Below are 25689 nucleotides of genomic sequence, written 5' to 3'. Positions count from 1 at the left end.
TTGACTTTTTTTCAATCCGTAACTGTATTCTCTTCAAAATCCTTTCTCAAATCCAACTGTCTAAAAGTAGGAGAGATCAATGCGGTAGTAATCACGGTTATTAATGTCATAGTGCCACCAAAAACAACGGCTGTTACGGTTCCCATTAATTTTGCTGTGACACCACTTTCAAAACCGCCCAATTCGTTAGAAGATCCTACAAACATAGAGTTTACAGAAGCTACACGACCACGCATATGATCTGGGGTTTTAAGTTGTAAAATGGTCTGACGTATGACCATAGAAACACCATCTGTAACTCCACTGAAAAATAGAGCTATAACAGAAATCCAGAACGATGTAGAAAGCCCGAAAACAATAATACAAATTCCAAAACCAAAAACTGCCATGAGTAATTTCATTCCAGCATTTTTACTAATAGGAATGTAAGCTGTAGCTATCATGGTCAGAATCGCACCTACGGATGGCGCGGCGCGTAAGATGCCAAATCCTTCACTACCGACATCTAAAATTTCTTTGGCAAAGATGGGTAGTAACATTACCGCACCACCAAATAATACAGAAATCATGTCTAGTGTTAATGCTCCTAAAATCGCTTTGGTCTTAAATACAAATCCTAAACCTTCTTTTAAACTTTGTAAAATAGGTTCGTTAATTTTTGTGTTATGAATAGGCTTTTTGGAAATAAAGAATACGGTAATAAAAGCGAGAGAAACCATGCTAAAAACAATGCATAATGACCAGTGTACACCGAACCAACTAATCGCAAACCCTGAAAAAGCGAGTCCTGCAACTGATGCAATTTGCCAGGCAGAACTGCTCCAAGTTGCCGCATTAGGATATGCTTTTTTAGGAACGAGTAAAGCGATTAATGAAAAAAGAATAGGGCCAAAGAAAGACCTTAAAATACCACCGAAAAATACTAGAGCATATATGCAATACAAAATCCTATTTGTAGACCAGTTTTCTACAATTGTAGGCCAGGTAAGTAAAAATAACCCCAAGCTAATTAACGAAAATGCGCCTATACAAAGTGCAAGTAAATTGCGTTTTTCTCTCTGATCCACAATGTGACCAGCAAATAATGCCATACAAAAAGCTGGTATAAATTCCATTAACCCTAAGATTCCCATCGATAATGCATCATTAGTTAACTCATATACCTGCCATTCAATCACAATAAATTGCATGGACCAACCAAATACTAGTAAAAAGCGCATCATTAAAAAAATGTTGAATTCTTTAAAACGCAATGCTGCGTACGGATCGTTTTTAGTCATATTGTGAATAGATTATTATTTGGTAAGAGTTTTAATGGTTGCGCAAGATACTTGTTTGCCATAGGATCAAGTTTAGTTTAACAATCTACCAACATTTTGATGCTGATTTATGCAATAGATTCGCACGATGCGTTTTATTATATTTTTTGCCATAGTAATTTTACTTGAAATTTATTCTTTCCAACTGATTAGGACCTTATCTCGCGGTCATTGGTGGAAATGGGTTTATCTAGGAATTACAGTTTTAGTTATAGGAAATGTATTTCTACAGTTCTATTTGAATCCTAATCGCGGTGTTGTTTCTGGGGCAAGAGACCTTGCCATCACCTTGTTTTTAGCATTTTTAGCAGCGCAATTCATCTTTGTGCTTGTTATGTTAGGAGAGGATATTTTTAGGTTTTTTGAAGGTGTTTATTACTCGCTTTCGCGAAAGCAAACTCCAGATCAATCCTTTTTACCTAGTAGAAGAGCGTTTATTTCAAAAGTAGGGTTGGGATTAGCAGCCTTACCATTTGGAGCAATTCTTTACGGAGCATGGAAAGGGAAATATAATTATCAAGTGCGTGAGTATGAATTGAGTTTTAATGATTTGCCAGAGGCTTTTGATGGGTATAAAGTGACACAGATTAGTGATATACATGTTGGGAGTTTTGACGATAGGGAAGAAGTCGAGTATGCGATAGACTTAGTTAATAAACAAGGCAGTGATGCTATTTTTTTTACTGGAGATCTGGTCAATAATATAAGCACAGAAATGCATGGATGGGAAAACGTTTTTGGAAAGTTGAGCGCAAGCGACGGTGTTTATTCTGTTTTAGGGAATCATGATTATGGAGATTATTATGGTTGGGAAGGAACTAGAGAAGAGGTGATTGCTTTAAAGAAAGCAAACATGGAAAAGTTATATAGTATACAAAAGCAGATGGGCTGGCGATTATTGCGAGATGAAAATATTGCAATAAAGCGAGGTAATGATTTACTGAATGTCGTCGGTGTTGAAAATATTGGGAATGGGCGTTTTCCAAAATATGGTGATTTAAATAAAGCCTCAGTAGGTTTAACTGAGAACGATTTTAAAATTTTATTGAGTCATGATCCTTCACACTGGGAAGATGATGTGAGGCATAATGATTTAAATTATCACTTAACTCTAAGTGGTCACACTCATGGAATGCAATTTGGAATCGAGATTCCTGGTTTTATAAAATTAAGTCCTGCGTGGTTTGTTTATAAAAGGTGGGCTGGTATTTATAAAGAGTTTGGTAGGTTTATAAATGTCAATCGTGGTTTTGGATTTCTGGGCTATTCGGGAAGAGCTGGGATCTGGCCAGAGATTACTGTGATAACCTTAAAAAAATCAAAGAATATTATAAACTAATACTCGTTGAGAGCTTGTTAAGAATACATTAGTGATTCTATAATGCTTTTTACGTACATTTGATAAGCTAACTAGTTGATTATGTCAAAATTTGGGGAACTTATAAGTGCCGATGTGCCAGTTTTACTCAACTTCTTTACAGAATGGAATGAGGATTCTGTGGGCATGCATGAAGTTTTAAGAGATGTTGCAGCCGCGATAGGTGACAATGCAAAGGTTATTAAAATTAATGTAGATAAAAATCCAGAATTAAGTGATGCCTTGCGTATAAAGGGATTACCTACTCTTATTATTTACAGAAATGGAGAGATGAAATGGAGGCAAAGTGGTGTCCAGGATTCTAATTCCCTGATTACTTTGTTGAAGCAGTATGTTTAATAATGGCTGTTTTATAGCCTTCAGATTCTAGAAATCTAAAATATTTAGGTAAAATTACTTTTAATTTTTCAAAGGCTTTTTCGCTATCGTGAAACACGATAATGCTACCGTTTCTAGTATTCTTCTCAAGGTTTTTTAAACATGATGTAGCGCTGCGGTTTATATCAAAATCACCTGATAAAACATCCCATAACACTATTTTATAACCTTGAACCCTTAAGCTCTTTGCAATACTGGAAGTGATTCTTCCATAGGGTGGACGGAATAATTGAGAATTTATAACAGAATTTGCTAAATCAACATCTTCTAGATAGCTGGTGGTTGTGGTTTTCCAACTATTTAGATGATGAAAAGTATGATTGCCTACCGCGTGACCTTTAATAGGTAAAAGGTCGTAAATATCAGTATGACGTTGAACACAATCACCTATACAAAAGAAAGTAGCCTTAAAATCGTACCGCTCTAATTCTTGTAATACATATGGTGTTACAACAGGATGTGGACCATCATCAAAGGTGATGTAAACAACCTTATCAGTACGGGAACCATGCCATAGGTATCCTGAAAACAGACCAGAAAACCAGTCTTTTATTATATCAGGATACCAATGCATTTATGGTGTGTCTTGAGGATTTGTTTCTATCATATCTTCAGTGACTGTATTATCTGTCGCTTCTTGAAAAATATTATCCAATTCACTCGTCGGAATTTCTTCTCTACTCGTTCCACCTATGGTTTCTTCGGGACTATAGAATTGAGTGAATTCTAGAACATATTGATTGAAAACATCTTTGTGTTTTTGAACCATTTTATCGTCTTCATAAAAAATAGCAGATTCCACTAGACTTCTGTAACGTTCTACTGCAGCGATGATATCAGAGTAACTTGCCCTACGTTCATCAATATCAAGAGCTTTATAGAAATCAATTTCTTCTTGATATTTTAAAATTACACGATCTAAAAGATCTTGTGCTTTATCAATCTGGCCTACCTCATAATATCCATTTACAAAAGGTTCTATCATTGAATAATGCCCATAAAGGTCTAAAGGCATTTTCTCCATACCTAAATCTAGAATCTCTTCTGCCCTTTTATAATCACCAGCTTTAGTAAGTGCTTCTGCAACTCGGGTTACATTACTACGATAACCTACACTATGACGTCTGGTTTCTACATCATAATATATATCTGGATTACCGCTATTTCCCCAATCCCATTTTTTAAGGATCTCATAACCATGGTCGGGATCTACACGTCCCATATCAAATGGATCACGTCTATTTTCTGGCTCAGTCTTAATAGGTAATAATCTGAATGCGCAGCCGTCTAATTGTAGATAGTCTTTCATCCATATGTAGTCATCATCGCCAAATGCTCCACCAGAAAAGTAGATAGGGCGTTCCCAGTTGTTGGCATTGATAATATCTAACATAAACATTCTGTTCTTATAAACTAAGCTGCTATTAATTTCAATGACAATTTCATCAACTATCTTATCAGCGTCTCGTTGAGGTACAACGCCATTTTTAAGAACCGCTTCTTTATTTACAGGTATGCGTATGAATTTTGTAGGGAAAGTATGTTCCCAATGATCGTTACGCATTTGTTCTTGAGTAATTTTCTTATCACTTGCCACCCATTCCATCCAGTCTTTAAGGTCCAAGGTGTCAGGTAAAGAACTTTTTCCACCGGTACGCTGCAATACACGCTCTTTATCTGCAAACCATAAGGCATCTCTGGTACCATAGGTGTACTTATCATGTGTTAATGTAGAAGGTACTGGATCACTATCCCACGCTTTCTTCTTCATGTCGTCCATGTACCAATCTGTAGCAAGTAATGATGTACAAACTACTCTCACATCTGTTCGATAACCTTCTACTTCCTGTAAATACCATAATGGGAAAGTGTCATTATCACCTATCGTAAAGATTAATGCATCAGGTAAACAGCTGTCTAAGTATTTTTTTGCACTAGTTAAAGCTGAATATTTTCCAGATCGATCATGATCATCCCAGTTTTGAAATGCCATTAATAATGGAACCGCTGCAAAACAAACGGTAAGAGATAGAATTCTTGCTGTTTTTACAGATATAGAATCTTTAATACCTTCATAAATAGCATAAACGCCCATACCTATCCACATGGCAAATACTAAGAAAGAACCCACATAAGCATAATCACGTTCACGAACCTGATACATACTTTGATTAAGGTAGACTATAATTGCTAGCCCTGTAAATAAGAAAAGTACCAGCGTCACATAAAATGACTTCAAATCTTTTTTAGCATGAAAAATCATACCTATGAGACCTAATATTAGCGGTAAAAAGAAATAGGTGTTTCGACCTTTATTATTGAGCATGTCCTCAGAGAGGTTGTCTTGAGTTCCTAGATGCCATTCATCTATAAAAGGTATTCCGCTAATCCAGTTACCGTTAAAAGGATCTCCTTCTCCTTGAATGTCATTCTGTCTACCAGTGAAATTCCACATAAAGTATCTCATGTACATATATTGTACTTGATAGTTCAAAAAGTAAGAAGCGTTGTCTAGCCCATCAGGTTTTTCAATAACAACAGCTTCTCTTAATTCTACTAGAAAATCTACATATTCCTGTGCACTTATACGACCATTTTCATAATTGCGTTTGTAATCTGCGAGAACAGTTTGCAATTCCATACTAGACGCATATTCTGGCTTAACATAGTAATTTAAACCACCCATAAAGTCTATATAATTAGTCGCTCTAGATGGGTCCGTCATTCTTGGGAATAAACCTTTATGGTCATCGTGTGTGTTTTGTAAAGAATTCTTATAATTATTTACGATTACATACTTTCCTAGTTTATGATCTTTTTCATACTTAGGTTTTTCGTCTAGATATGGGGTTTCAGGATCTAATCCTGCATAGATATCTGTGAATGCTTCTCCATAAAATAAAGCTGGTGCTGGATATTGCTCACGATTATAATAAGCTAATAGTGCACGGGCATCATTTGGGTTGTTTTCGTTGATAGGAGTCCCAGCATTAGCTCGTATAGGCAACATAGTCCATGAAGAAAACCCTATTAGTACAAACATGACACATAGTGTGATAGTGTTTAATAAAGGTTTATTACGCTTACGCGAAAATCGAATCAAGAAAACAAACAATGCAATCACTAGGATTAACATTATAATAGAACCAGAGTTAAAAGGTAATCCTATATCATTAACAAAAAATACTTCCATGTATCCAAAAATAGACAGCGTATATGGTAGTAGTAATTTGAAAACAAAAAGTAATACAGCAACGACTGAAATATTTGCGATAACAAAGTTCAAAGGTGTAATTTTCTTATAATGCTTAAAATACCAAAGCATTCCAATAGCCGGAATCGTAAGTATTCCCATAAAGTGAACGCCGAATGATAGACCTACCGTAAAGGATATTAGTACTAGCCATTTATTACCTCGAGGTAAAAACATATCTCGTTCCCACAATAACCCCATGTAAAATAATGCGCTCATTAATAGGGCAGCAGGAGCATAAACCTCTGCCTCAACAGCATTAAACCAAAAACTATCGGAAAAAGTATAAGCAAGACTACCTATAGCTGCCGCTCCTAAAATCATAAAATCATTACTAGCCTCTCTTAAGACATGTCTTTTTAATAAAAGCGTTAGAGACCAAAACATGAATAAGATTGTAAACGCACTGGAGAAAACAGACATCATGTTAACCATATATGCGATTTGACTTTTATCTAAAGCAAACATGGAGAAAAACGCACCTAGCATTTGATAAAGAGGTGCTCCTGGTGGATGTCCTACTTGAAGTCCAGATGAAGTGGCTATGTATTCACCTGCGTCCCAAAAACTTACGGTAGGTTCAACAGTAAGCCAGTAGGTGATTAAGGCGATCGCAAATACGACCCAGCCAGCTATTTTGTTAAGTTGATTGTAATTCAATTTCATAGTATTTTTTAGCTAAGGCGAAAATAATATTAATATATCTAACCTACATGATGTAACTCAACTTACTCAGTTATAATTGAGTTAGAGAGATGTGAAATATTTATTCAACGTGTCAATTTGAAAAAAATGATATTAATTGAGAAAAAAATCGAATTCTATTTGCTCAAAAACTTATTTGTTTTAAATTTGCATCCGAATTTGTCCCATGGTGTAATGGTAACACTCCGGTTTTTGGTACCGTCATTCAAGGTTCGAGTCCTTGTGGGACAACTTTTAAATCCTGATTCTTAATTGAGTTAGGATTTTTTGCTTTTATAATAACTGTATATATAAAAAAGCACCTCAAAAATATCGAGGTGCTTTTTTATTTTATGCTTTCGCGAAAGCGATATCATTAATAACTATTTGATCCTAAAGGTAACAACAGGTAAGGATGAGTGGTTTACAATATCTTCACTAACGCTGCCATTAAAGAAATGCGATATACCGCGTCTTCCATGCGTTGCCATACCTATTAAGTCTCCTTTAATATCTTTAGTGAAGTTAAAAACACCTTCTTCAATGGAGAAATCATTGTAAATAGTGTAATCAGTAGGTTCGACATTAATGTCTTTTAGGTATTCCTTTACTTTTTGTTCTGCTTTTTGAGTATTTAAAAAATTTGACGGAGTATTTACATAGAGCAAGTGTAATTTGCATCCAGTGCCTTTTGCAAATGCAGCTGCCTCTTTAAGCGCGTTACTAGATTCTGGATCTAAATCTGTTGCAAAAACAAATTCATTAACATCTAGTCTTTTTTTACGGTCCTTAATAACAAGTACTGGTATTTCTGAATTGCGCACTACTTTTTCTGCATTTGAACCTATGAAAATATTTTTCATGCCGCTAGCTCCATGGCTACCCATTACAATTAAGTCTGCATTATGTCTTTTTACAGTATCCATGATACCGCTGAAGGCTGCGCCAGTTTCAACATCACCATGTATGGTGACGTCGTTTAAATAATCTGCTTTTAGTAAGTTGTCAAACTTTTCTTTGGCTAATTTCATAAAAAAAACAGCTTCCGGTAAATTTGAGCTGGCATTATTAGCCAGATGTAAAGGAAGGTCTAATTGGTGTAATAAGAAAATCTCACCATTGTTTTCACGAGCTATATCTGCCGCAACACGCAAAGCATTGTCTGCTTGTTCTGAAAAATCAGTAGGTACGATTATTTTTTTCATAGAGTTGGATTTAGGGCTATAAAGATAAGTAATTCTGTTTCAAGCTGACAGTGTGAAATATCGCTTGCAAAAGCCTAAAAAAGTCGTATATTTGCAAAGTATTTAAACAATATGAGGGGACAGATGTCCCCTCTTTTTATAAAATATGCTGAAAGATACCGTACAAGATTTACTCGATGATGCCTTTGAGGAGCGACCAGATTTGTTCCTTATGGAGATGACAATAGATGGAGGTAATGACATTAAAGTTATTATAGATGGTGATGAAGGTGTGACTGTTGCTGATTGTATTTTTATATCGCGTGCGGTGGAACACAACCTAGATAGAGATGAGGTTGATTTTTCTCTAGAAGTAGCTAGTGCTGGTGCAAGTGCGCCGCTTACATTGCCTAGACAATTTAAAAGAAATGTAGGTAGGCAGTTAGAGGTTATTGATAGGGAGAAAAAGAAAGAAACTGGTGAGCTGGTATCTGCAGATGATGAAGGTATTGCAATTCAGTGGAAGGCGAGAGAACCTAAACCGATTGGGAAAGGAAAAGTAACGGTTGAAAAAGAGTGGTCGATCAAATATGACGACATTAAACAAGCAAAAGTGATTATAACATTTAATTAATAAGTGAATATGGAAAATCTCGCATTGATCGAGTCTTTTTCTGAGTTTAAAGATGATAAAATGATAGATCGTGTCACGTTGATGGCGATCTTAGAAGATGTTTTTAGAAGTGCTCTCAAAAGAAAGTACGGCGATGACGATAACTTTGATATTATTATTAATCCAGATAAAGGAGATTTAGAGATCTGGCGTAACCGTGTTGTGGTCGCTGATGGTGAAGTTGAAGATGATAATTCAGAAATTGAATTAACGGCAGCTCGTAAAATTGAGCCAGATTATGAAGTTGGTGAAGATGTAGCTGAAGAGGTAAAGCTAATTCAGTTGGGTAGACGTGCAATTCTAGCATTAAGACAAAATCTGATAGCTAAGATTCATGAGCATGATAATACAAATATCTATAAGCACTTTAAAGAGCTTGAAGGAGAATTGTATAGTGCAGAGGTTCATCACATTCGACATAGAGCAATCATTTTGTTGGATGATGAAGGAAATGAAATCATTATGCCTAAAGATCGTCAGATTGGTTCTGACTTCTTTAGAAAAGGAGAGAATGTTAGAGGTATTATCGAGAGTGTTGAGTTGAGAGGTAATAAGCCTAATATTATACTTTCTCGAACTTCTCCTAAGTTTTTAGAAAAGCTTTTTGAACAAGAAATCCCAGAAGTTTTCGATGGTTTAATTACTGTTAAAGCAGTTGTTCGTGAACCAGGTGAGAAAGCAAAAGTAGCAGTAGATAGCTATGATGATCGTATTGATCCTGTTGGAGCTTGTGTAGGAGTGAAGGGTTCTCGTATACATGGTATTGTTAGAGAGCTAGGGAATGAAAATATTGATGTTATTAATTATACTTCAAATACTCAGTTGTATATTGCTAGAGCTTTAAGTCCTGCAAAAATTATTTCTATGGAAATAAATGAAGAGACTAAAAAAGCTGAAGTAAGATTGAACCCTGAAGAGGTTTCAAAGGCAATTGGTAGAAGAGGTCATAATATTAGATTAGCTGGTAAATTAACCGGCTATGATATTGATGTTATTAGAGATGGTGCCGAGGAAGATGTTGAGCTGGCTGAGTTTAGCGATGAAATCGAGCCTTGGATCATTCAGGAATTTAGTAAAATTGGATTAGATACGGCAAAAAGTATCTTAGAACAAGATGTTACTGATTTAGTAAAGCGTACAGATTTAGAGGAGGAAACAGTCATTGCGGTTGTGAATATCCTTAAATCAGAATTTGAAGATTAGATAAAATAAAAGTCAACCCATAACCATTTATGGCCGAAGTAAAGAACATGAGACTCAATAAGGTGCTAAGAGAATTTAATATATCTCTGGATCGTGCTGTAGAACATTTAGCTGCTCAAGGAATTGAGATTGAAGCTAGACCGACTACAAAAATCGATGCAGATGTATACAAGGCTCTTGCAGATGAGTTTCAAACTGACAAGAGTAAGAAGGTAGCTTCTAAAGAAGTTGGTAAAGAGCGTCGCAAAGAACAGGAAGAGTTGCGCGAGCAGCGTGAGAAAGAGCAGGAAGAGAAGCAAAAAAGGCAAGAAGTTATTAAAGCCAAAGCCACTCTTGACGGTCCTAAGCAAGTAGGTAAAGTTGATTTATCTGGTGGCGCTGATGCAAAACCTGTCGAAAAGAAAGAAGAGCCTCAAAAACCAGTCGAAAAGAAAGTTGAGCCAGCTCCAACTGAAGTAGTTGAAGATTCTTCTCCTAAAATTGTTTCTAACCGTCCAAAGGTGCAAGAGACGAAGGTGAAAGGTAAAATAGATCTTGAACCTAAGAAGAGACCTGTTTCTAAGAAGAAAGATGTAGCTTCACAAAAGCCTAAAGTTGAGAAATCGCCTAAGGTGGAATCCAAAGTTGATAAGCCTAAAGTAGATAAAAAGCCTGATGCAAAGAAGGAGTCTGTTGAAAAAACTTCAGTAACTAAATCTACTGAAAATAAGACTTCTGAAGCTAAGGCTCCCGAAGTAAATCAAGAGCCTGAAAAGATTAAAACCGAGTATCAGAAACTTGGTGGTTTAAAAGTTACAGGTAAAACGATTGACTTATCTCAATTTAAAAAGCCTAAGAAAAAGGAGGATCCTAACAAGCGCAAGCGTAAGAGGATAACAAAATCTCCGGGCTCATCTGGTTCTGGAGGAAATCGCTCAGGTGGTAATAGACGTGGTCCTGCTCAAAAGCGCACTCCTATAGTTAAGGCTGAGCCTACAGAAGAAGAAATCCAAAAGCAGGTAAGAGAGACTCTTGAAAAGCTTCAAGGAAAGTCCTCTAAGTCTAAAGCGGCTAGATATCGTCGTGATAAAAGAGATTCTCACCGTGAAAAGGTTGAAGCTCAAGAACAAGCTGATTCAGAAGAGAAAATCTTACAAGTTACAGAGTTTGTAACAGTAAGTGATATATCTACCATGATGGATGTTGCTGTTAACCAAGTGATCGGAGCTTGTATGTCATTAGGTATGATGGTGACAATGAATCAAAGACTTGATGCAGAAACTATTTCTATTGTTGCAGAAGAATTTGGTTATGATGTTGAGTTTGTTAACGCAGATATTGAAGAGAGCATAACTGAAGTTGAGGATAGTGAAGAAGACTTAACTACTCGAGCTCCTATTGTAACAGTTATGGGTCACGTTGATCACGGTAAAACGTCTTTATTGGATTATATCCGTGAAGAAAATGTTATTGCAGGTGAAAGTGGTGGTATAACACAGCATATAGGTGCTTATGGTGTTCAATTAAAGAACGGTCAAAAGATCGCATTCTTAGATACACCAGGTCACGAAGCATTTACAGCGATGAGAGCTCGTGGTGCGCAAGTTACTGACCTTGCTATTATTGTAATTGCAGCAGATGATGATGTGATGCCTCAAACTAAAGAAGCAATTAGTCACGCACAAGCAGCTGGTGTGCCTATTATCTTTGCAATAAACAAAGTAGATAGAGAAGCGGCCAATCCAGAAAAAATTAAAGAAGCACTTGCTCAAATGAATTTGCTTGTAGAAGATTGGGGTGGTAAAATCCAATCTCATGATATCTCTGCAAAAACTGGTCAAGGTGTTGAAGAGTTATTAGAAAAAGTATTGCTAGAAGCTGAATTGTTAGATCTTAAAGCTAATCCAGACAAACCTGCTGTCGGAACTGTCGTAGAGGCGTTCTTAGATAAAGGTCGTGGTTATGTTTCTACCGTGTTAGTGCAAGCAGGAACTTTGAGGATAGGTGATTACGTACTTGCAGGTCGTAATCATGGTAAGGTTAAGGCGATGCAAGATGAGCGTGGTAATAACGTTGATGTAGCTGGTCCTTCTACACCAGTTTCAATATTAGGTTTAGATGGCGCACCTACTGCAGGTGACAAGTTCCATGTGTTTGAGGATGAAAAAGAAGCGAAAGATATTGCTTCAAAACGTACTCAACTACAGCGTGAGCAATCTGTTAGAACGCAAAAAACTCTTTCTCTTGATGAGATTGGTCGTCGTATTGCATTAGGTGACTTTAAAGAATTGAACTTAATACTGAAAGGAGATGTTGATGGTTCTGTTGAAGCATTAACAGATTCATTCCAGAAGTTGTCTACTGAGGAGATCCAAGTTAATATTATACATAAAGCGGTTGGAGCAATTACAGAAAGTGATGTGCTTCTAGCTTCTGCTTCTGATGCAATCATTATCGGATTTAATGTACGTCCTCAAGGTAATGCAAGATCTGTTGCAGAGCAGGAAGAAGTTGATATCCGCATGTACTCAATCATATATGATGCTATTAATGATCTTAAAGATGCTATGGAGGGAATGCTTTCTCCGGAGCTTAAAGAAGAGATTACTGGTAATGCAGTGATTAGAGCAACATTTAAAATATCTAAAGTAGGTACTATTGCTGGTTGTATGGTTACTGATGGTAAGATATATCGTAATAGTGGTGTAAGATTGATACGTGATAGTGTTGTTGTCTACACTGGTGAGCTTTCTGCTTTAAAGAGGTTTAAAGATGATGTTAAGGAGGTTGCAAAAGGATATGAATGTGGTATGCAAATTAAAAACTACAACGACCTTCAGGAAGGAGATATTATAGAATGTTTCCGTGAAGTAGAGGTAAAGAAAAAGTTGAAATAATCTTTCGATTTTATTCATAAAAAAAGGCGATTTCTAACGAAATCGCCTTTTTGATTTTTAAGAGATATTTAAATTATGGCTTTAGTATAAATGCGTTAGGAAATTCTTTCTTAATTTCAATTAACGCTCTTTCCGCTTCTAATTTGTTTCTGTAGCTACCTACCCATAATTTAAAATTGGGTGCTTCATATTCTAGGTTTGATTCCCATGTCATTGGGCTTGCTTTGTATTTTGCTTCTATTTTTTTAGCCCCTTCTATTTCTCCATAAAACAACTGAATGGTGTAGCGATCTTTGAATTTTCCTTCCTTATCCATAGATATTTTTTTAGAAATAAGGCTTTCTATTTTGGTTTCTTCAACTTGATTTGAATGTTGAGCAAGCGCTATGGAGCTCAACATTAATATTGCTACGGTTACTACTATTCTTGAATTCAGGTGCTTATGCATATCAATGGATTTTGTTATTCCGCTTTCGCGAAAGCGAGTTTATTTAGAATTATTATAAATTATTTTGTTCAATTTAACTGCTGCAAAATTATAGACTTTATACCTTATTTTTGCGGCAGCATTTACGATACGGTAAAATACCGTAATTATTGTGCCAAATTTATTGCAATATTCAGTAAAAGACATGATAAAAAGGAAATTACATTTTTCCGCTTGGCAATTTATACTTGCGTCTGTTTTTGTAACGTTTTCAACATTAAGCGTTTACGGTCAGGATGCAGCCACAAATGATGGTGAGCCAGCGGCACCTGTTGAAGCATCCGGATCTGGGAATGCAGCTGCAGGAGAGGCTTTATTTAAAGCAAACTGTGCGTCTTGTCACAAACTTTACAAAAAAGCGGTTGGGCCAGCGTTACATGAGGTATCTCAAAAATATGATCGTGAGTGGTTGTATAGTTGGATTACAAATTCAGCTGCTTTAATTGCTAGTGGTGATGCGCAAGCGGTAGCGGTTTATAATGAGTATAATCAGACTGCGATGAATGCTTTTCCGCAATTATCGAATACAGACATTGATAATATTCTTGCGTATACTGATACACCTAAGCCTGTGCCGGCTGCTGCGGTTGCGGGAGCTGTAGGTGGTGATCAAGCTACTGGTGCCACAGATAACTCTTTAAATAGTATCGTTCTGGCAGCGCTGGCGCTCATATTAGTACTATTAGTTGCTTTGCTTTTTGTTGTAAACAGTACATTAAAGAGGTTTGCAGATGCTAATGGTATTCAAACTGACTTTGAAGAAGAAAAAGAAGTGCGTCGTCCTATTTGGAAGGCTTTTGCTGAGAATCAATTCTTGGTATTGGTAAGCGCAGTGTTCTTATTGTTAGCAAGTGCATATTTTGCTTATGGTGCTTTAATGTCAGTTGGTGTGGATCAAGGTTATGCTCCGGTGCAACCTATACATTATTCGCATAGAATACATGCTGGGACTAATCAAATAGAGTGTAAGTATTGTCACTCTAGTGCGAGAGAGTCTAAGCATTCAGGTATTCCTTCATTGAATGTTTGTATGAATTGTCATAAGTCTGTAGGTGAAGTTGCAGATGCAACTTACCAAGAAGGTATAAATGAATATGGGGTCGATTATAATAAAGAGATTCAAAAGCTATATGCAGCTACTGGATGGGATTCAGATGAGCAAGCATTTACGGGTGAAACGCAGCCGGTAAGATGGGTTCGTATTCATAATTTGCCAGACTTAGCGTATTTCAACCATGCGCAGCATGTTACTGCAGGAAATATAGCTTGTCAGCAATGTCATGGTCCTGTAGAGGAAATGGAAGTTATGTATCAATACTCACCTTTAACGATGGGTTGGTGTATTAACTGTCACAGAGAAACTAATGTAGATCTAGCGAATAATGGGTACTACGAAAAAATTCATGAAGAGTTGTCTAAGCAACGTGGTGGTAAACAACTTACTATTGCAGATTTAGGTGGTCTTGAATGTGGTAAATGCCACTATTAATAAATAGTTTTAGAGAGATATATGGCTACTACTAAGAAATATTGGAAAAGTACAGCGCAGCTCGATGACAGCAATGAGATTGTAAAGAATCTTGAGCAAAACGAATTTGCAGCACCTATTCCTACCGAAGAGTTTTTAGGGAATGACGAAGTGATGGAGGAGTCTTCAACTACACGTCGTGATTTCTTAAAGTATGTTGGTTTTAGTACCGCTGCAGCTTCATTGGCTGCATGTGAAGGACCAGTAATTTATTCTGTGCCTTACGTAAACCAACCAGAGCAAATTATTCCTGGAATGGCTAATTACTATGCAACAACTATCGCAGATGGTTATGATTTTGCTAGTATATTAGTGAAAACGCGTGAAGGTCGTCCTATTAAGATAGAGAGTAATAAAGATGCAAAATATCGTGGTCATGCAAATGCACGTGTTCATGCCTCTGTTTTATCTTTATATGATAATAATCGTTTAAAGACACCTCTTGTAAAAGGTGCTGAGTCTACATGGGAAGCTTTAGATAAAGAAGTCGCTCAAAAGCTTAATGAGTTAAATGGCGAAACACTTGCAGTATTGACTCAAACTTTTGCTAGTCCTTCCACAATGGCTATTATAGAGATGCTTAAGTCGAAGTATTCTAATGTTCGTCACGTTACTTACGATACCGTAGGTGAAGATGGTGCGTTAAATGCTTTTGAGGCTAAATATGGCGTTCGTGGTCTTGCTGATTATGATTTCACTGATGCTGAGACTATTGTTTCGATAGGTGCTGATTTTGTAGGTAACTGGCTAGGTGGTGGGTTTGATAAGGGTTATTCTGCATCAAGAGTGCCATCTAATAAAAGTATGTCGCATCATGTTCAGTTTGAGTCTAACATGACTCTTTCTGGTGCCAATGCAGATTTACGTTATCCAGTAACTCCTACAGAGCAAAAGCATATTCTTGCTGCTTTGTATAGTAAGTTAGTTGGTGGTGCGGCTAATGTCTCTTTGAGTGATAAGGTTGCTAAAGTGGTTGAGCAAACAGCTCAAAAGCTTTCAAAAGCTGGTAGTAAAGCCGTTGTGTTATGTGGTCTTCCTGATCAAGCAGCGCAGCAATTAGTTCTTGCTATCAATGAAAAATTAAATAGTTCTATAGTAGATACTGCTGCTCCTATAATGACTCGTCAAGGGAATCGTTTAGCGGTGGATCAGTTGGTTAAAGAAATGCAATCTGGTTCAGTTGGTGCGTTATTTGTGGCTGGTGTCGATCCTATCTATAGTTATGATAATAGTGATGCTTTCGCCAAAGCGATGGAAAAAGTTGCCTTAACGGTTTCATTTGCCTCTCGTGAAGATTCAACAGCGCAGAAATGTGATTATGTAGCTACAACACCTCATTATCTTGAGTCATGGGGAGATACAGAGATAAAGAAGGGAATTGTTTCTTTAGCACAGCCTACCATTCGTCCTATATTTGATACTCGCCAATTACAAGATACTTTATTGAAATGGTCTGGTAGCGATCAATCTTATAAGGATTACTTAAAGCTATATTCTAAAAGTAGCGGTGCTAGTTGGTCTCAAGCCTTGCAGGACGGTTTCTTTACATCTAATGTCGGCTTACAGGTTGATGAAAACGCATCAGAGTTTGTCGCTTCGGTTTCAGATAATAACGCGCTTTCTCAGTTAGTGAATTCTAAAAAGCCTTCTGGTTTTGAATTGATATTATATACTAAAACTGGTTTAGGTGATGGTGCGCAAGCTAATAACCCATGGTTACAAGAGCTTCCAGATCCTATTACTCGTACTACGTGGGATAATTATGTTACTATTTCGCAAATCGATGCAGAACAATTAGGTGTTGAAAATGAGAATGTAGCAAACGGTGGTTTGAACGGTAGTTATGTTGTGGTTAAAATGAATGGCGTTGAACGTAAGTTACCGGCATTAATCCAGCCAGGACAAGCTCAAGGAACTATCGGTATTGCTTTAGGATACGGTAAGACAGCTTCTATACAAGATGAAATGCAGACTGGTGTAAACGCATATCCATTCTTTAAGAATGGTTCTTCAATCCAGGTTGTTACTGTAGAGAATGTTGGTGGAGAACATGAGTTTGCATGTACTCAATTACAAAATACAATGATGGGTCGCGATATCATACGCGAGACTGATTTAGTTACATATATAAACGGTGATAAACACGAGTTTAATCCGATGCCAGAAGTTTCTCTTAATCATATTGAGACTCCGGTAACTTCACCAGATGTAGATTTATGGACTAGTTTTGATCGTTCAACGGGTCATCATTTTAATATGTCTATAGATCTTAATGCTTGTACAGGTTGTGGTGCTTGTGTTATTGCATGTCATGCAGAGAATAATGTGCCAGTTGTAGGTAAGCAAGAAGTTAGAAAATCACGTGATATGCACTGGTTGCGTATTGATAGATATTATTCTTCTACAGATAGTTTTGAATCAGATGAAGACAAGAAAGATGGATTCGAAGGCTTATTTGGAGATAATGGATCTTTAGGTGGTTTTGGTGAGTTAGAAAATCCAGCAGATAATCCACAAGTGGCATTTCAGCCAGTGATGTGTCAGCATTGTAATCACGCACCTTGTGAAACTGTATGTCCTGTGGCAGCTTCTTCACATGGCCGTCAAGGTCAGAATCATATGGCTTATAACCGTTGTGTAGGTACTCGTTACTGTGCAAATAACTGTCCATATAAGGTACGTCGTTTCAACTGGTTCTTATATAATGGAAATGATGAGTTTGATTATCATATGAATAATGACTTAGGTCGCATGGTAATCAATCCTGATGTTACGGTGAGATCTCGCGGTGTTATGGAGAAATGTTCTATGTGTATGCAAATGACACAAATGACAATTCTTGAAGCTAAGAAAGATGGACGTATGATCAAAGATGGAGAATTTGCTACGGCATGTTCAAATGCTTGTTCAAACGGAGCAATTAAATTTGGTGATATCAACGATAAAGAATCTGAAATCACTAAACTTAAAAATAGTGACCGTATGTATCATTTATTAGAGGAAGTTGGAACTGAACCTAACGTGATATATCAAGTTAAAGTAAGAAACGCATAATAATTAAGGAAAACTAATCGATACATTATGGCTCATTACGAAGCGCCCATAAGAAGAGCTCTAGTTACAGGAGATAAGTCTTACTCAGACGTAACAAGAGATATTGCTGCACCTGTAGAAGGTGCTGCTAACAAACAATGGTGGATTGTCTTTACAATCGCTCTTGTAGCTTTTCTTTATGGAATAGGATGCATTATTTATACGATCTCCACCGGTATAGGTGTTTGGGGTCTTAACAAGACAATTGGATGGGCATGGGACATCACCAACTTTGTATGGTGGGTTGGTATTGGTCATGCTGGAACGTTGATTTCTGCGGTTCTTCTGCTTTTCCGTCAAAAGTGGAGGATGGCCATTAACCGTTCTGCAGAGGCGATGACTATTTTCTCGGTAATACAAGCAGGTTTATTTCCAATTATTCACATGGGACGTCCATGGTTAGCCTATTGGGTATTGCCTATTCCTAATCAGTTTGGTTCTTTATGGGTTAACTTTAATTCACCTCTACTTTGGGATGTATTTGCGATTTCCACATATCTTTCAGTTTCTTTAGTATTCTGGTGGACAGGTTTACTTCCTGATTTTGCGATGATACGAGATAGAGCAATTACTCCTTTTAACAAAAAAATATATGGTATACTTTCCTTTGGTTGGTCAGGTAGAGCTAAAGATTGGCAACGTTTTGAAGAGGTATCTCTCGTTCTTGCTGGATTAGCAACACCGTTAGTACTTTCGGTTCACACGATTGTATCTTTTGACTTTGCAACCTCAGTTATCCCTGGATGGCACACTACTATATTTCCGCCTTACTTCGTTGCAGGTGCAGTTTTCTCTGGATTTGCTATGGTAAATACGCTTCTTATCGTAATGAGAAAAGTGGTAAGCTTAGAAAACTATATTACTATTCAGCACATTGAATTAATGAATATCGTAATTATGATTACGGGTTCTATTGTTGGTGTTGCATATATCACAGAGCTTTTTGTAGCTTGGTATTCTGGTGTAGAGTATGAACAATATGCATTTTTAAATAGGGCAACTGGACCATATGCATGGGCATATTGGGCGATGATGACTTGTAATGTGTTTTCACCTCAATTCATGTGGTTCAAGAAATTAAGAACAAGTATTATGTTCTCTTTTGTAATCTCTATTGTAGTAAATATCGGGATGTGGTTTGAGCGTTTTGTGATTATAGTTACATCTCTTCACAGAGATTATCTTCCATCATCATGGACAATGTTCTCTCCAACTTTTGTTGACATAGGAATTTTTATTGGTACAATAGGATTTTTCTTTGTTTTGTTCTTACTTTATTCAAGAACGTTCCCTGTAATAGCACAAGCAGAGGTTAAGTCAATTCTTAAAGCTAGTGGAAGTAAGTATAAGAAATTAAGAGAACAAAAAGGAACTAATGTTGAATGGGACACCGCATCTGGTGACCCTATTGCTCATCCTTCAAAGTAGTAATTATGTCAGATAAAACTATACACGCTCTTTATACTGATGATGATGTTTTACTCGGTGCAGTAAAACAAGTCAGAGAAAAGCATTATCACATTGAAGAGGTTTTTACTCCTTTTCCTGTGCACGGACTAGAAAAAGCAATGGGTATTGCAGATACTCGTTTAGCCATCAATGCATTCCTTTATGGTCTCGTTGGTCTTACAGTGGCTACCGTTATGATGAATTATATAATGATTCAGGACTGGCCACAAAACATTGGAGGTAAGCCTAGTTTTTCTTATTTAGAAAATATGCCGGCATTTGTGCCTATCATGTTTGAGTTGACGGTATTTTTTGCGGCTCACTTAATGGTTATCACTTTCTATCTTAGAAGTAGATTATGGCCGTTTAAATCTGCTGAGAATCCAGATGTACGTACAACTGATGATCATTTTTTGATGGAGATTGATGCTACTGGAAAAGATATTGAAGAAATGAGTAATTTTTTACATGACACTGGTGCTGTAGAAATAAAAATAATTGACAAAGACGCACACTAATGAATAGATATTTTCAAACGTTCATTTACGCCTTTGCTTCACTGATGATTATTTCATGTGGTGGAGATAGTAATGCAGTAGATGCTAAGTCAGACAGAAGTGTACAATACTTCCCTAATATGTATGAATCGGTAGGTTATGAAACCTATCAAGAAGGAGACATATTTGACGGGAATGTTGAGGCTCAACTTCCTGTAGAAGGAACAGTTAATAGAGGTTGGTTACCTTATGAATATGCAAACAGTAATGAAGGTTACGCTTCTGCGAAAGCAGAATTAAAAAACCCGTTGCCATATACAGAAGAAAATCTTGCTTCTGGTCAGGAATTGTACAATATATATTGTGCAATATGTCATGGTACTAAAGGTGATGGTCAAGGTCACTTAGTTAAGACTGAAAAGATACTAGGTGTACCTTCTTATGCAGATCGTGATATTTCTCAAGGTTCTATTTATCATGTAATGTATTGGGGGATTAACTATATGGGTTCTTATGCTTCTCAAACTTCTATTGAAGAAAGATGGCAAATAGCTCATCATGTTGATGCACTAACTAGAGACTTAAAAGGTCAAGACGCTAAGGGTTTTGTTTCAGTTCAAGATGAATTGGAAATGGAATCTCAACTAGGAAATCATGCAGTCGATGATCATGGTGTTGAAATGCACGGTGAGGACGCTCATGAAGACGACCACGGTAGTCAAGTAGAAAATCATTCATCAACTGAAGGCGAGTAATCGACCACGAAATTTTATTATATGTACAAAGTTTCAAGTAAATTAAAAATTTTCGCATTTGTCCTTATTGGATTAGGGGCATTACTTACCGTAGGTGGGTTTTTAAGTGCGCCTGCTTCTGAGGATGCAGTAAGAGAAATGTTAGCAAACGATGCTTCACATGGCGATGGTCATGGTTCTACAGATACTCATCAAGTGGTTTCACATGATGCTCATGATGATGCACACGCTTCCAATGCTCGTGGTGATGAACATGCATCTGGTCACGAGTCTGATCACGTAGAGCACTTGTATCATCAATTAGCAAACAAGCCTTGGTCAGCACTATATGTTGCTTGCTTTTTCTTTTTTATGATTGCATTAGGTTGTACTGCTTTTTACGCAATTCAGAAAGTTGCGCAAGCAGGATGGTCTCCTGGTTTATTCAGAGTTATGGAGGGTATCAGCAGCTATTTACTAGTTGGTGGTATATTAATGTTTGTATTACTTCTTGCCACTGGTTTAGGTGCTAATCATATTTTTACTTGGATGAATCCCGGTGTGGCAGAAGTAGGTCATGAAAATTATGATGCTTTAGTTGCAGGTAAAACAGGATTCCTAAATGTCCCTTTTTGGTTAATTAGAGCTGGTGCATTTTTAGTAGGATGGAACTTATACAGATGGAATATCCGTAAGTTCTCGCTTAAACAAGATGAAGAGCCAGAAGGAAATGTATGGTACAAAAAAGGATTCAAGCATTCTGCTATGTTTCTAGTTTTCTTCATTGTTACGGAATCTATTATGTCTTGGGACTGGATCATGAGTTTTGATCCTCACTGGTTCTCAACATTATTTGGATGGTATGTATTCGCTAGTATGTTCGTTAGTGGTATTACAGTGATCGCATTGGTAACTATTTACTTAAAATCCAGAGGTCATTTAGAATTTATCAATGATTCACATATTCATGATTTAGCTAAATTCATGTTTGGTATTAGTATATTTTGGACCTACTTATGGTTCTCTCAATTTATGTTGATTTGGTATTCTAATATCCCAGAAGAGGTAACTTACTTTATTACAAGAATAGAAGACTACAATATATTATTCTTTGGTATGGTTGCGATTAACTTCTTATTCCCGTTATTAATTCTTATGAATTCTGACTTTAAACGTGTGAATTGGTTTGTTGTAACTGCAGGAATCTTTATCTTACTAGGTCACTATTTAGATATTTATGTAATGGTTATGCCGGCTACTGTAGGTGAATCTTGGTTTATCGGTATGCCTGAAATAGGCTCGTTTATGTTATTTGCAGGTATTTTCTTGTTAGTAATATTCAACACTATTTCAAAAGCTCCGTTACTTGCAAAAGGAGATCCATTTATTGGAGAAAGTAAACATTTTCACTATTAATTAATTATAGAAAAACACTGAAATGACTGCATTTCTTATCATATTAATTGCTGCTTTGTTTGTTATTGCTTTATGGCAAATTTCAAAAATTGTTCAGCTAGGAAAATCTCCAGAAGCAAATGGTGCTGATGGTGAAATCGCAAATGACGCCGATAATAATCGTCAAGGTAAATACATGCTTTACTTCGTTATCGCGATGTATGTAATGATGATTGCTTGTTTTATAGGCTATCAAGATTATTTCTTACCAGATGCTGCATCTGCTCATGGGGCAGAATATGATTCATTGTTATTATTGACGACAGTGGTTATCATGATCGTTCAATTTTTAACTCAAGCATTATTACACTGGTTTAGTTATAAATATCGCGGTAGAAAAGGTCAAAAAGCTTTATTCTATGCTGATAATGATCGATTGGAATTTATATGGACTGCAATTCCTGTGGTTGTTTTAGCTGGTCTTATTTTGTGGGGACTATTCTCTTGGAATGATATTATGGACGTAGATAAACATGAGGATCCGTTAGTAGTGGAGGTATATGCTTATCAATTTGGCTGGAAAGTTAGATATAGTGGCGCTGATAATACTTTAGGAGATGCTAACGTGCGATTTATTGAGGGAGCTAATATTTTAGGTATTGATCCTACAGATGCTGACGGTAAAGATGATATGGTAGCTACAGAATTACATTTGCCGGTTAACAGACCAGTAGTCTTTAATTTCCGTAGTCAGGACGTTTTACACTCTGCTTACATGCCTCACTTTAGAGCTCAGATGAATGTTGTACCAGGTATGGTGACTAAATTTAGCTTTACGCCTACTGTAACTTCTGAGGATTATAAGTCAACTGAATTTATGACTGAAAAAGTTCGTAAGATTAACGAAATTAGACGACAAAAAAGTAAAGAATTAGAGGCTGCAGGTGATGTAGCTTTGGATCCTTATGAATTTGAATACTATTTATTGTGTAATAAAATATGTGGTGCGTCACATTATAATATGCAAATGAAGATAGTAGTTGAATCTGAGGAAGACTACAATAAGTGGTTAGAAACACAAACAACTTTTGAAACAACTTTAGCTAACGCTGAAAACTAAGATATATGGGACAAGTGATTGCAGCAGCAACAGAGCATGGACATGATGATGGTCATCACCATCACAAAGAAACATTTGTAACAAAATACATTTTCTCAACAGATCATAAGATGATTGCTAAGCAATATCTTATTACGGGACTTATTATGGGTGCTATAGGTATCTTAATGTCTGTACTAATGAGAATGCAGATTGCAAATCCAGAGCAACCAAATGTTATTTTTGAAGCGCTATTAGGTAAGTGGGCACCAGGTGGTGTAATGGATCCTAATATTTACTTAGCATTAGTTACCATTCATGGTACCATAATGGTATTCTTCGTTTTAACAGCTGGTTTAAGTGGAACTTTCTCTAACTTTTTGATTCCTTTACAAATTGGAGCTCGTGATATGGCTTCTGGTTTCTTAAATATGGTTTCTTATTGGTTGTTTTTCCTTTCTTCTGCAATAATGATTAGTTCTTTATTTGTTGAATTAGGACCTGCCGCAGCTGGTTGGACTATTTATCCTCCATTAAGTGCTGTAGCTAAGGCGATGCCTGGTTCAGGTATGGGTATGACATTATGGTTAGTTTCTATGGCTATATTTATTGCTTCTTCTTTGTTAGGGTCATTAAATTACGTTGTAACTGTTATAAATATGCGTACAAAAGGTATGTCTATGACTAGACTTCCATTGACAATCTGGGCATTTTTTGTAACTGCTATCATTGGTGTCGTTTCGTTCCCAGTATTATTTGCAGCGGCTTTATTGTTGATCATGGATAGGAGTTTCGGAACTTCATTCTTCCTGTCCGATATTTATATCAAAGGTGAAGTATTAGCACATCAAGGAGGTTCTCCAGTTTTATTTGAGCACCTTTTTTGGTTTCTTGGTCACCCGGAAGTTTACATTGTATTATTACCTGCTTTAGGTATTACATCTGAGATTATCGCGACTAATTCGCGTAAGCCAATTTTTGGTTATAGAGCAATGGTAGCGTCTATTTTAGCGATTGCGTTCTTGTCAACAATTGTTTGGGGTCACCATATGTTCGTATCTGGAATGAATCCTTTCTTAGGTTCAGTATTTACATTTACAACTTTATTAATTGCGATTCCATCTGCAGTAAAAGCATTTAATTATATAACCACGTTATGGAAAGGTAATTTGCAGCTCAATCCGGCAATGTTGTTTTCTATAGGTCTTGTTTCTACATTTATTACTGGTGGATTAACAGGTATCATTTTAGGTGATAGTACGCTGGATATAAATGTGCATGACACTTACTTTGTTGTAGCTCACTTTCACTTAGTAATGGGTATCTCTGCGCTTTATGGATTGTTTGCAGGAGTTTATCACTGGTTCCCAAAGATGTTTAACAAGATGATGAATAAAAATCTTGGTTACGCACATTTCTGGTTGACAGCGATTGGTGCTTATGGTGTTTTCTTCCCGATGCACTTTATAGGTATGGCTGGTTTACCTCGTCGTTATTATACAAATACTAACTTCCCTTATTTTGATGACCTTGCTGACACTAATCAATTGATTACATATTTTGCTATTGCAACTGCACTTGCACAATTGATATTTGTTTACAATTTTGTTAAGTCTATCTTTTATGGTAAGAAAGCGCCAGCAAATCCATGGAAATCTAATACTTTGGAATGGACTACAGGAGATAAGCATATCCACGGTAACTGGGATGGACCTATTCCTCATGTTCATCGTTGGGCATATGATTACTCAAAAGTGAATGATAATGGTGAGTATGTAATACCAGGACAGGATTACACTCCACAACATATTCCTTTGCAAGATGGGGAAGAAGAAATGAATCATTAATTATGATTCTGTCACATAAAAAAAAGCCGCTATTTAGCGGCTTTTTTTATAAATAAGTTTTAAGCTTCACCTCTTGCAGGATAGTGTTTGTCTTCTACAAAATCAATGGATTTGATAAGGTCAGCTATTTTAGGTCTTGCAAATGGCATTGTTTGAATCGATGCAAAGAATAAAGTCTTGTCAGGCTTGATTAAAAATATAGCAGGTTCTGAAAACAAGTCGGGTTCTTTGTCACTAATCGCTTTTGATAAGTAAAGCCCCCATTCTTTTGCAGTTTCTACTGGTAAATCATACCCTATGGTCAATCCGTCTATATTCCAATCATTCGATGATTTTTCTGCTCTTTCCTTACTGTCCATGCTTATGGCTATCACATCAATACCTCTTTCTTTAAAGTCTGGCAAGTGATCGGTTACAGTTTCCAGTTGCTTTTTACATACGGGACAGTGATATCCACGATAAAATACGATCAAGGTGTATTTATTCGGCTTTTGACTTTCTAGAGACCATTTAGTTTGGTCGTCTATCAAAGTCACTTTTAATTTTGGGGTATGCTGTTTTGGTTTCATTTTTTTTCTTTTAAGATACAAACGATGTTTTAGGCAAGGTCAT

General features: G+C 36.6%; 18 protein-coding genes, 1 tRNA gene and 1 pseudogene. 14 read left to right on the top strand and 6 right to left on the bottom strand.

Annotated elements, in window-relative coordinates; translation table 11 throughout:
- Positions 1–11 precede the first annotated feature (11 nt).
- Positions 12–1280: an MFS transporter gene (locus R1T42_RS10485; protein ID WP_317290294.1), complete on the bottom strand. Its 1269-nt coding sequence runs from the start codon at positions 1278–1280 to the stop codon at positions 12–14.
- A 127-nt stretch (positions 1281–1407) separates the two neighbouring features.
- On the opposite strand from R1T42_RS10485, the gene R1T42_RS10480 reads away from it, so the two are divergent.
- Positions 1408–2658: a metallophosphoesterase gene (locus R1T42_RS10480; RefSeq protein ID WP_317290293.1), complete on the top strand. Its 1251-nt coding sequence runs from the start codon at positions 1408–1410 to the stop codon at positions 2656–2658.
- Positions 2659–2739: 81 nt separating this feature from the next.
- Positions 2740–3036 (top strand): thioredoxin family protein, encoded by a 297-nt coding sequence (locus R1T42_RS10475; protein WP_036583873.1) that lies wholly within the window; start codon positions 2740–2742, stop codon positions 3034–3036.
- Here the strand turns inward: R1T42_RS10475 and R1T42_RS10470 are convergent.
- The gene (locus R1T42_RS10470; protein WP_317290292.1) at positions 3011–3649 is read right to left on the bottom strand and encodes a polysaccharide deacetylase family protein; all 639 of its coding nucleotides are present in this window, start codon (positions 3647–3649) and stop codon (positions 3011–3013) included. The genes R1T42_RS10475 and R1T42_RS10470 overlap by 26 nt on opposite strands.
- The gene (locus R1T42_RS10465) at positions 3650–6994 is read right to left on the bottom strand and encodes a DUF2723 domain-containing protein (protein WP_317290291.1); all 3345 of its coding nucleotides are present in this window, start codon (positions 6992–6994) and stop codon (positions 3650–3652) included.
- Positions 6995–7193: 199 nt separating this feature from the next.
- Here R1T42_RS10465 and R1T42_RS10460 point away from each other — a divergent pair.
- Positions 7194–7264: transfer RNA gene (locus tag R1T42_RS10460), tRNA-Gln, on the top strand.
- Positions 7265–7395: 131 nt separating this feature from the next.
- Here R1T42_RS10460 and R1T42_RS10455 read toward each other — a convergent pair.
- Positions 7396–8217 carry a universal stress protein gene (locus R1T42_RS10455; protein ID WP_036583881.1) on the bottom strand — a complete coding sequence of 274 codons (822 nt, stop codon included), beginning with the start codon at positions 8215–8217 and terminating at the stop codon, positions 7396–7398.
- Between the two features lie 145 nt (positions 8218–8362).
- Between R1T42_RS10455 and rimP the strand changes: the two genes are divergently transcribed.
- Genes rimP through infB form a run of 3 tightly spaced genes read left to right on the top strand, consistent with a single transcriptional unit; the run spans position 8363 to position 12948 of the window.
- Positions 8363–8830, top strand: a complete 468-nt coding sequence (gene rimP, locus R1T42_RS10450) for a ribosome assembly cofactor RimP (protein WP_042247192.1) — start codon at positions 8363–8365, stop codon at positions 8828–8830.
- A 9-nt stretch (positions 8831–8839) separates the two neighbouring features.
- Positions 8840–10072 (top strand): transcription termination factor NusA, encoded by a 1233-nt coding sequence (gene nusA / locus R1T42_RS10445; protein WP_036583886.1) that lies wholly within the window; start codon positions 8840–8842, stop codon positions 10070–10072.
- A 29-nt stretch (positions 10073–10101) separates the two neighbouring features.
- The gene (gene infB / locus R1T42_RS10440; protein WP_317290290.1) at positions 10102–12948 is read left to right on the top strand and encodes a translation initiation factor IF-2; all 2847 of its coding nucleotides are present in this window, start codon (positions 10102–10104) and stop codon (positions 12946–12948) included.
- A gap of 73 nt (positions 12949–13021) precedes the next feature.
- Here infB and R1T42_RS10435 read toward each other — a convergent pair whose 3' ends face one another.
- Positions 13022–13396 (bottom strand): SPOR domain-containing protein, encoded by a 375-nt coding sequence (locus tag R1T42_RS10435; RefSeq protein WP_036583890.1) that lies wholly within the window; start codon positions 13394–13396, stop codon positions 13022–13024.
- Positions 13397–13580: 184 nt separating this feature from the next.
- Here R1T42_RS10435 and R1T42_RS10430 point away from each other — a divergent pair, with 184 nt between their 5' ends.
- From R1T42_RS10430 to R1T42_RS10395, 8 genes and pseudogenes are all read left to right on the top strand, one after another.
- Positions 13581–14924 (top strand): c-type cytochrome, encoded by a 1344-nt coding sequence (locus R1T42_RS10430; protein WP_042247441.1) that lies wholly within the window; start codon positions 13581–13583, stop codon positions 14922–14924.
- Positions 14925–14945: 21 nt separating this feature from the next.
- A complete protein-coding gene (locus R1T42_RS10425) occupies positions 14946–18017 on the top strand; it encodes a TAT-variant-translocated molybdopterin oxidoreductase (RefSeq protein WP_317290289.1) in 3072 nt (1023 codons plus the stop codon).
- Positions 18018–18044: 27 nt separating this feature from the next.
- A pseudogene (gene nrfD / locus R1T42_RS10420) lies at positions 18045–19439 on the top strand (NrfD/PsrC family molybdoenzyme membrane anchor subunit); the annotation flags it as partial.
- Between the two features lie 50 nt (positions 19440–19489).
- On the top strand, positions 19490–20023 hold the full coding sequence (locus R1T42_RS10415) for a DUF3341 domain-containing protein (protein WP_317290288.1): 534 nt from the start codon (positions 19490–19492) through the stop codon (positions 20021–20023).
- Entirely contained in the window at positions 20023–20757 is a 735-nt protein-coding gene (locus tag R1T42_RS10410) for a c-type cytochrome (RefSeq protein WP_317290287.1), read from the top strand. Before R1T42_RS10415 ends, R1T42_RS10410 begins: the two co-directional genes overlap by 1 nt.
- 21 nt (positions 20758–20778) lie before the next feature.
- Complete coding sequence (locus R1T42_RS10405) at positions 20779–22152, top strand: quinol:cytochrome C oxidoreductase (RefSeq protein ID WP_317290286.1); 1374 nt, start codon at positions 20779–20781, stop codon at positions 22150–22152.
- Between the two features lie 22 nt (positions 22153–22174).
- Complete coding sequence (locus R1T42_RS10400; RefSeq protein ID WP_036583907.1) at positions 22175–23251, top strand: cytochrome c oxidase subunit II; 1077 nt, start codon at positions 22175–22177, stop codon at positions 23249–23251.
- Positions 23252–23256: 5 nt separating this feature from the next.
- Positions 23257–25077: a cytochrome c oxidase subunit I gene (locus tag R1T42_RS10395; RefSeq protein WP_006796167.1), complete on the top strand. Its 1821-nt coding sequence runs from the start codon at positions 23257–23259 to the stop codon at positions 25075–25077.
- A 59-nt stretch (positions 25078–25136) separates the two neighbouring features.
- Here the strand turns inward: R1T42_RS10395 and R1T42_RS10390 are convergent, their stop codons facing one another.
- Positions 25137–25646 carry a peroxiredoxin-like family protein gene (locus R1T42_RS10390; protein WP_317290285.1) on the bottom strand — a complete coding sequence of 170 codons (510 nt, stop codon included), beginning with the start codon at positions 25644–25646 and terminating at the stop codon, positions 25137–25139.
- Between the last annotated feature and the right edge of the window lie 43 nt (positions 25647–25689).

This window comes from Nonlabens ulvanivorans, assembly GCF_032922765.1.
Lineage (GTDB): Bacteria > Bacteroidota > Bacteroidia > Flavobacteriales > Flavobacteriaceae > Nonlabens > Nonlabens ulvanivorans.
Note: the sequence above shows the minus strand (reverse complement) of the source record. Positions and strands in the feature narration are given on the sequence as shown.

Excerpts from the sequence above, each read along its gene's own strand:
- R1T42_RS10485 (WP_317290294.1), bottom strand. The coding sequence starts at position 1,280 with ATGACTAAAAACGATCCGTACGCAGCATTGCGTTTTAAAGAATTCAAC.
- R1T42_RS10480 (WP_317290293.1), top strand. The coding sequence starts at position 1,408 with ATGCGTTTTATTATATTTTTTGCCATAGTAATTTTACTTGAAATTTAT.
- R1T42_RS10475 (WP_036583873.1), top strand. The coding sequence starts at position 2,740 with ATGTCAAAATTTGGGGAACTTATAAGTGCCGATGTGCCAGTTTTACTC.
- R1T42_RS10470 (WP_317290292.1), bottom strand. The coding sequence starts at position 3,649 with ATGCATTGGTATCCTGATATAATAAAAGACTGGTTTTCTGGTCTGTTT.
- R1T42_RS10465 (WP_317290291.1), bottom strand. The coding sequence starts at position 6,994 with ATGAAATTGAATTACAATCAACTTAACAAAATAGCTGGCTGGGTCGTA.
- R1T42_RS10455 (WP_036583881.1), bottom strand. The coding sequence starts at position 8,217 with ATGAAAAAAATAATCGTACCTACTGATTTTTCAGAACAAGCAGACAAT.
- rimP (WP_042247192.1), top strand. The coding sequence starts at position 8,363 with ATGCTGAAAGATACCGTACAAGATTTACTCGATGATGCCTTTGAGGAG.
- nusA (WP_036583886.1), top strand. The coding sequence starts at position 8,840 with ATGGAAAATCTCGCATTGATCGAGTCTTTTTCTGAGTTTAAAGATGAT.
- infB (WP_317290290.1), top strand. The coding sequence starts at position 10,102 with ATGGCCGAAGTAAAGAACATGAGACTCAATAAGGTGCTAAGAGAATTT.
- R1T42_RS10435 (WP_036583890.1), bottom strand. The coding sequence starts at position 13,396 with ATGCATAAGCACCTGAATTCAAGAATAGTAGTAACCGTAGCAATATTA.
- R1T42_RS10430 (WP_042247441.1), top strand. The coding sequence starts at position 13,581 with ATGATAAAAAGGAAATTACATTTTTCCGCTTGGCAATTTATACTTGCG.
- R1T42_RS10425 (WP_317290289.1), top strand. The coding sequence starts at position 14,946 with ATGGCTACTACTAAGAAATATTGGAAAAGTACAGCGCAGCTCGATGAC.
- R1T42_RS10415 (WP_317290288.1), top strand. The coding sequence starts at position 19,490 with ATGTCAGATAAAACTATACACGCTCTTTATACTGATGATGATGTTTTA.
- R1T42_RS10410 (WP_317290287.1), top strand. The coding sequence starts at position 20,023 with ATGAATAGATATTTTCAAACGTTCATTTACGCCTTTGCTTCACTGATG.
- R1T42_RS10405 (WP_317290286.1), top strand. The coding sequence starts at position 20,779 with ATGTACAAAGTTTCAAGTAAATTAAAAATTTTCGCATTTGTCCTTATT.
- R1T42_RS10400 (WP_036583907.1), top strand. The coding sequence starts at position 22,175 with ATGACTGCATTTCTTATCATATTAATTGCTGCTTTGTTTGTTATTGCT.
- R1T42_RS10395 (WP_006796167.1), top strand. The coding sequence starts at position 23,257 with ATGGGACAAGTGATTGCAGCAGCAACAGAGCATGGACATGATGATGGT.
- R1T42_RS10390 (WP_317290285.1), bottom strand. The coding sequence starts at position 25,646 with ATGAAACCAAAACAGCATACCCCAAAATTAAAAGTGACTTTGATAGAC.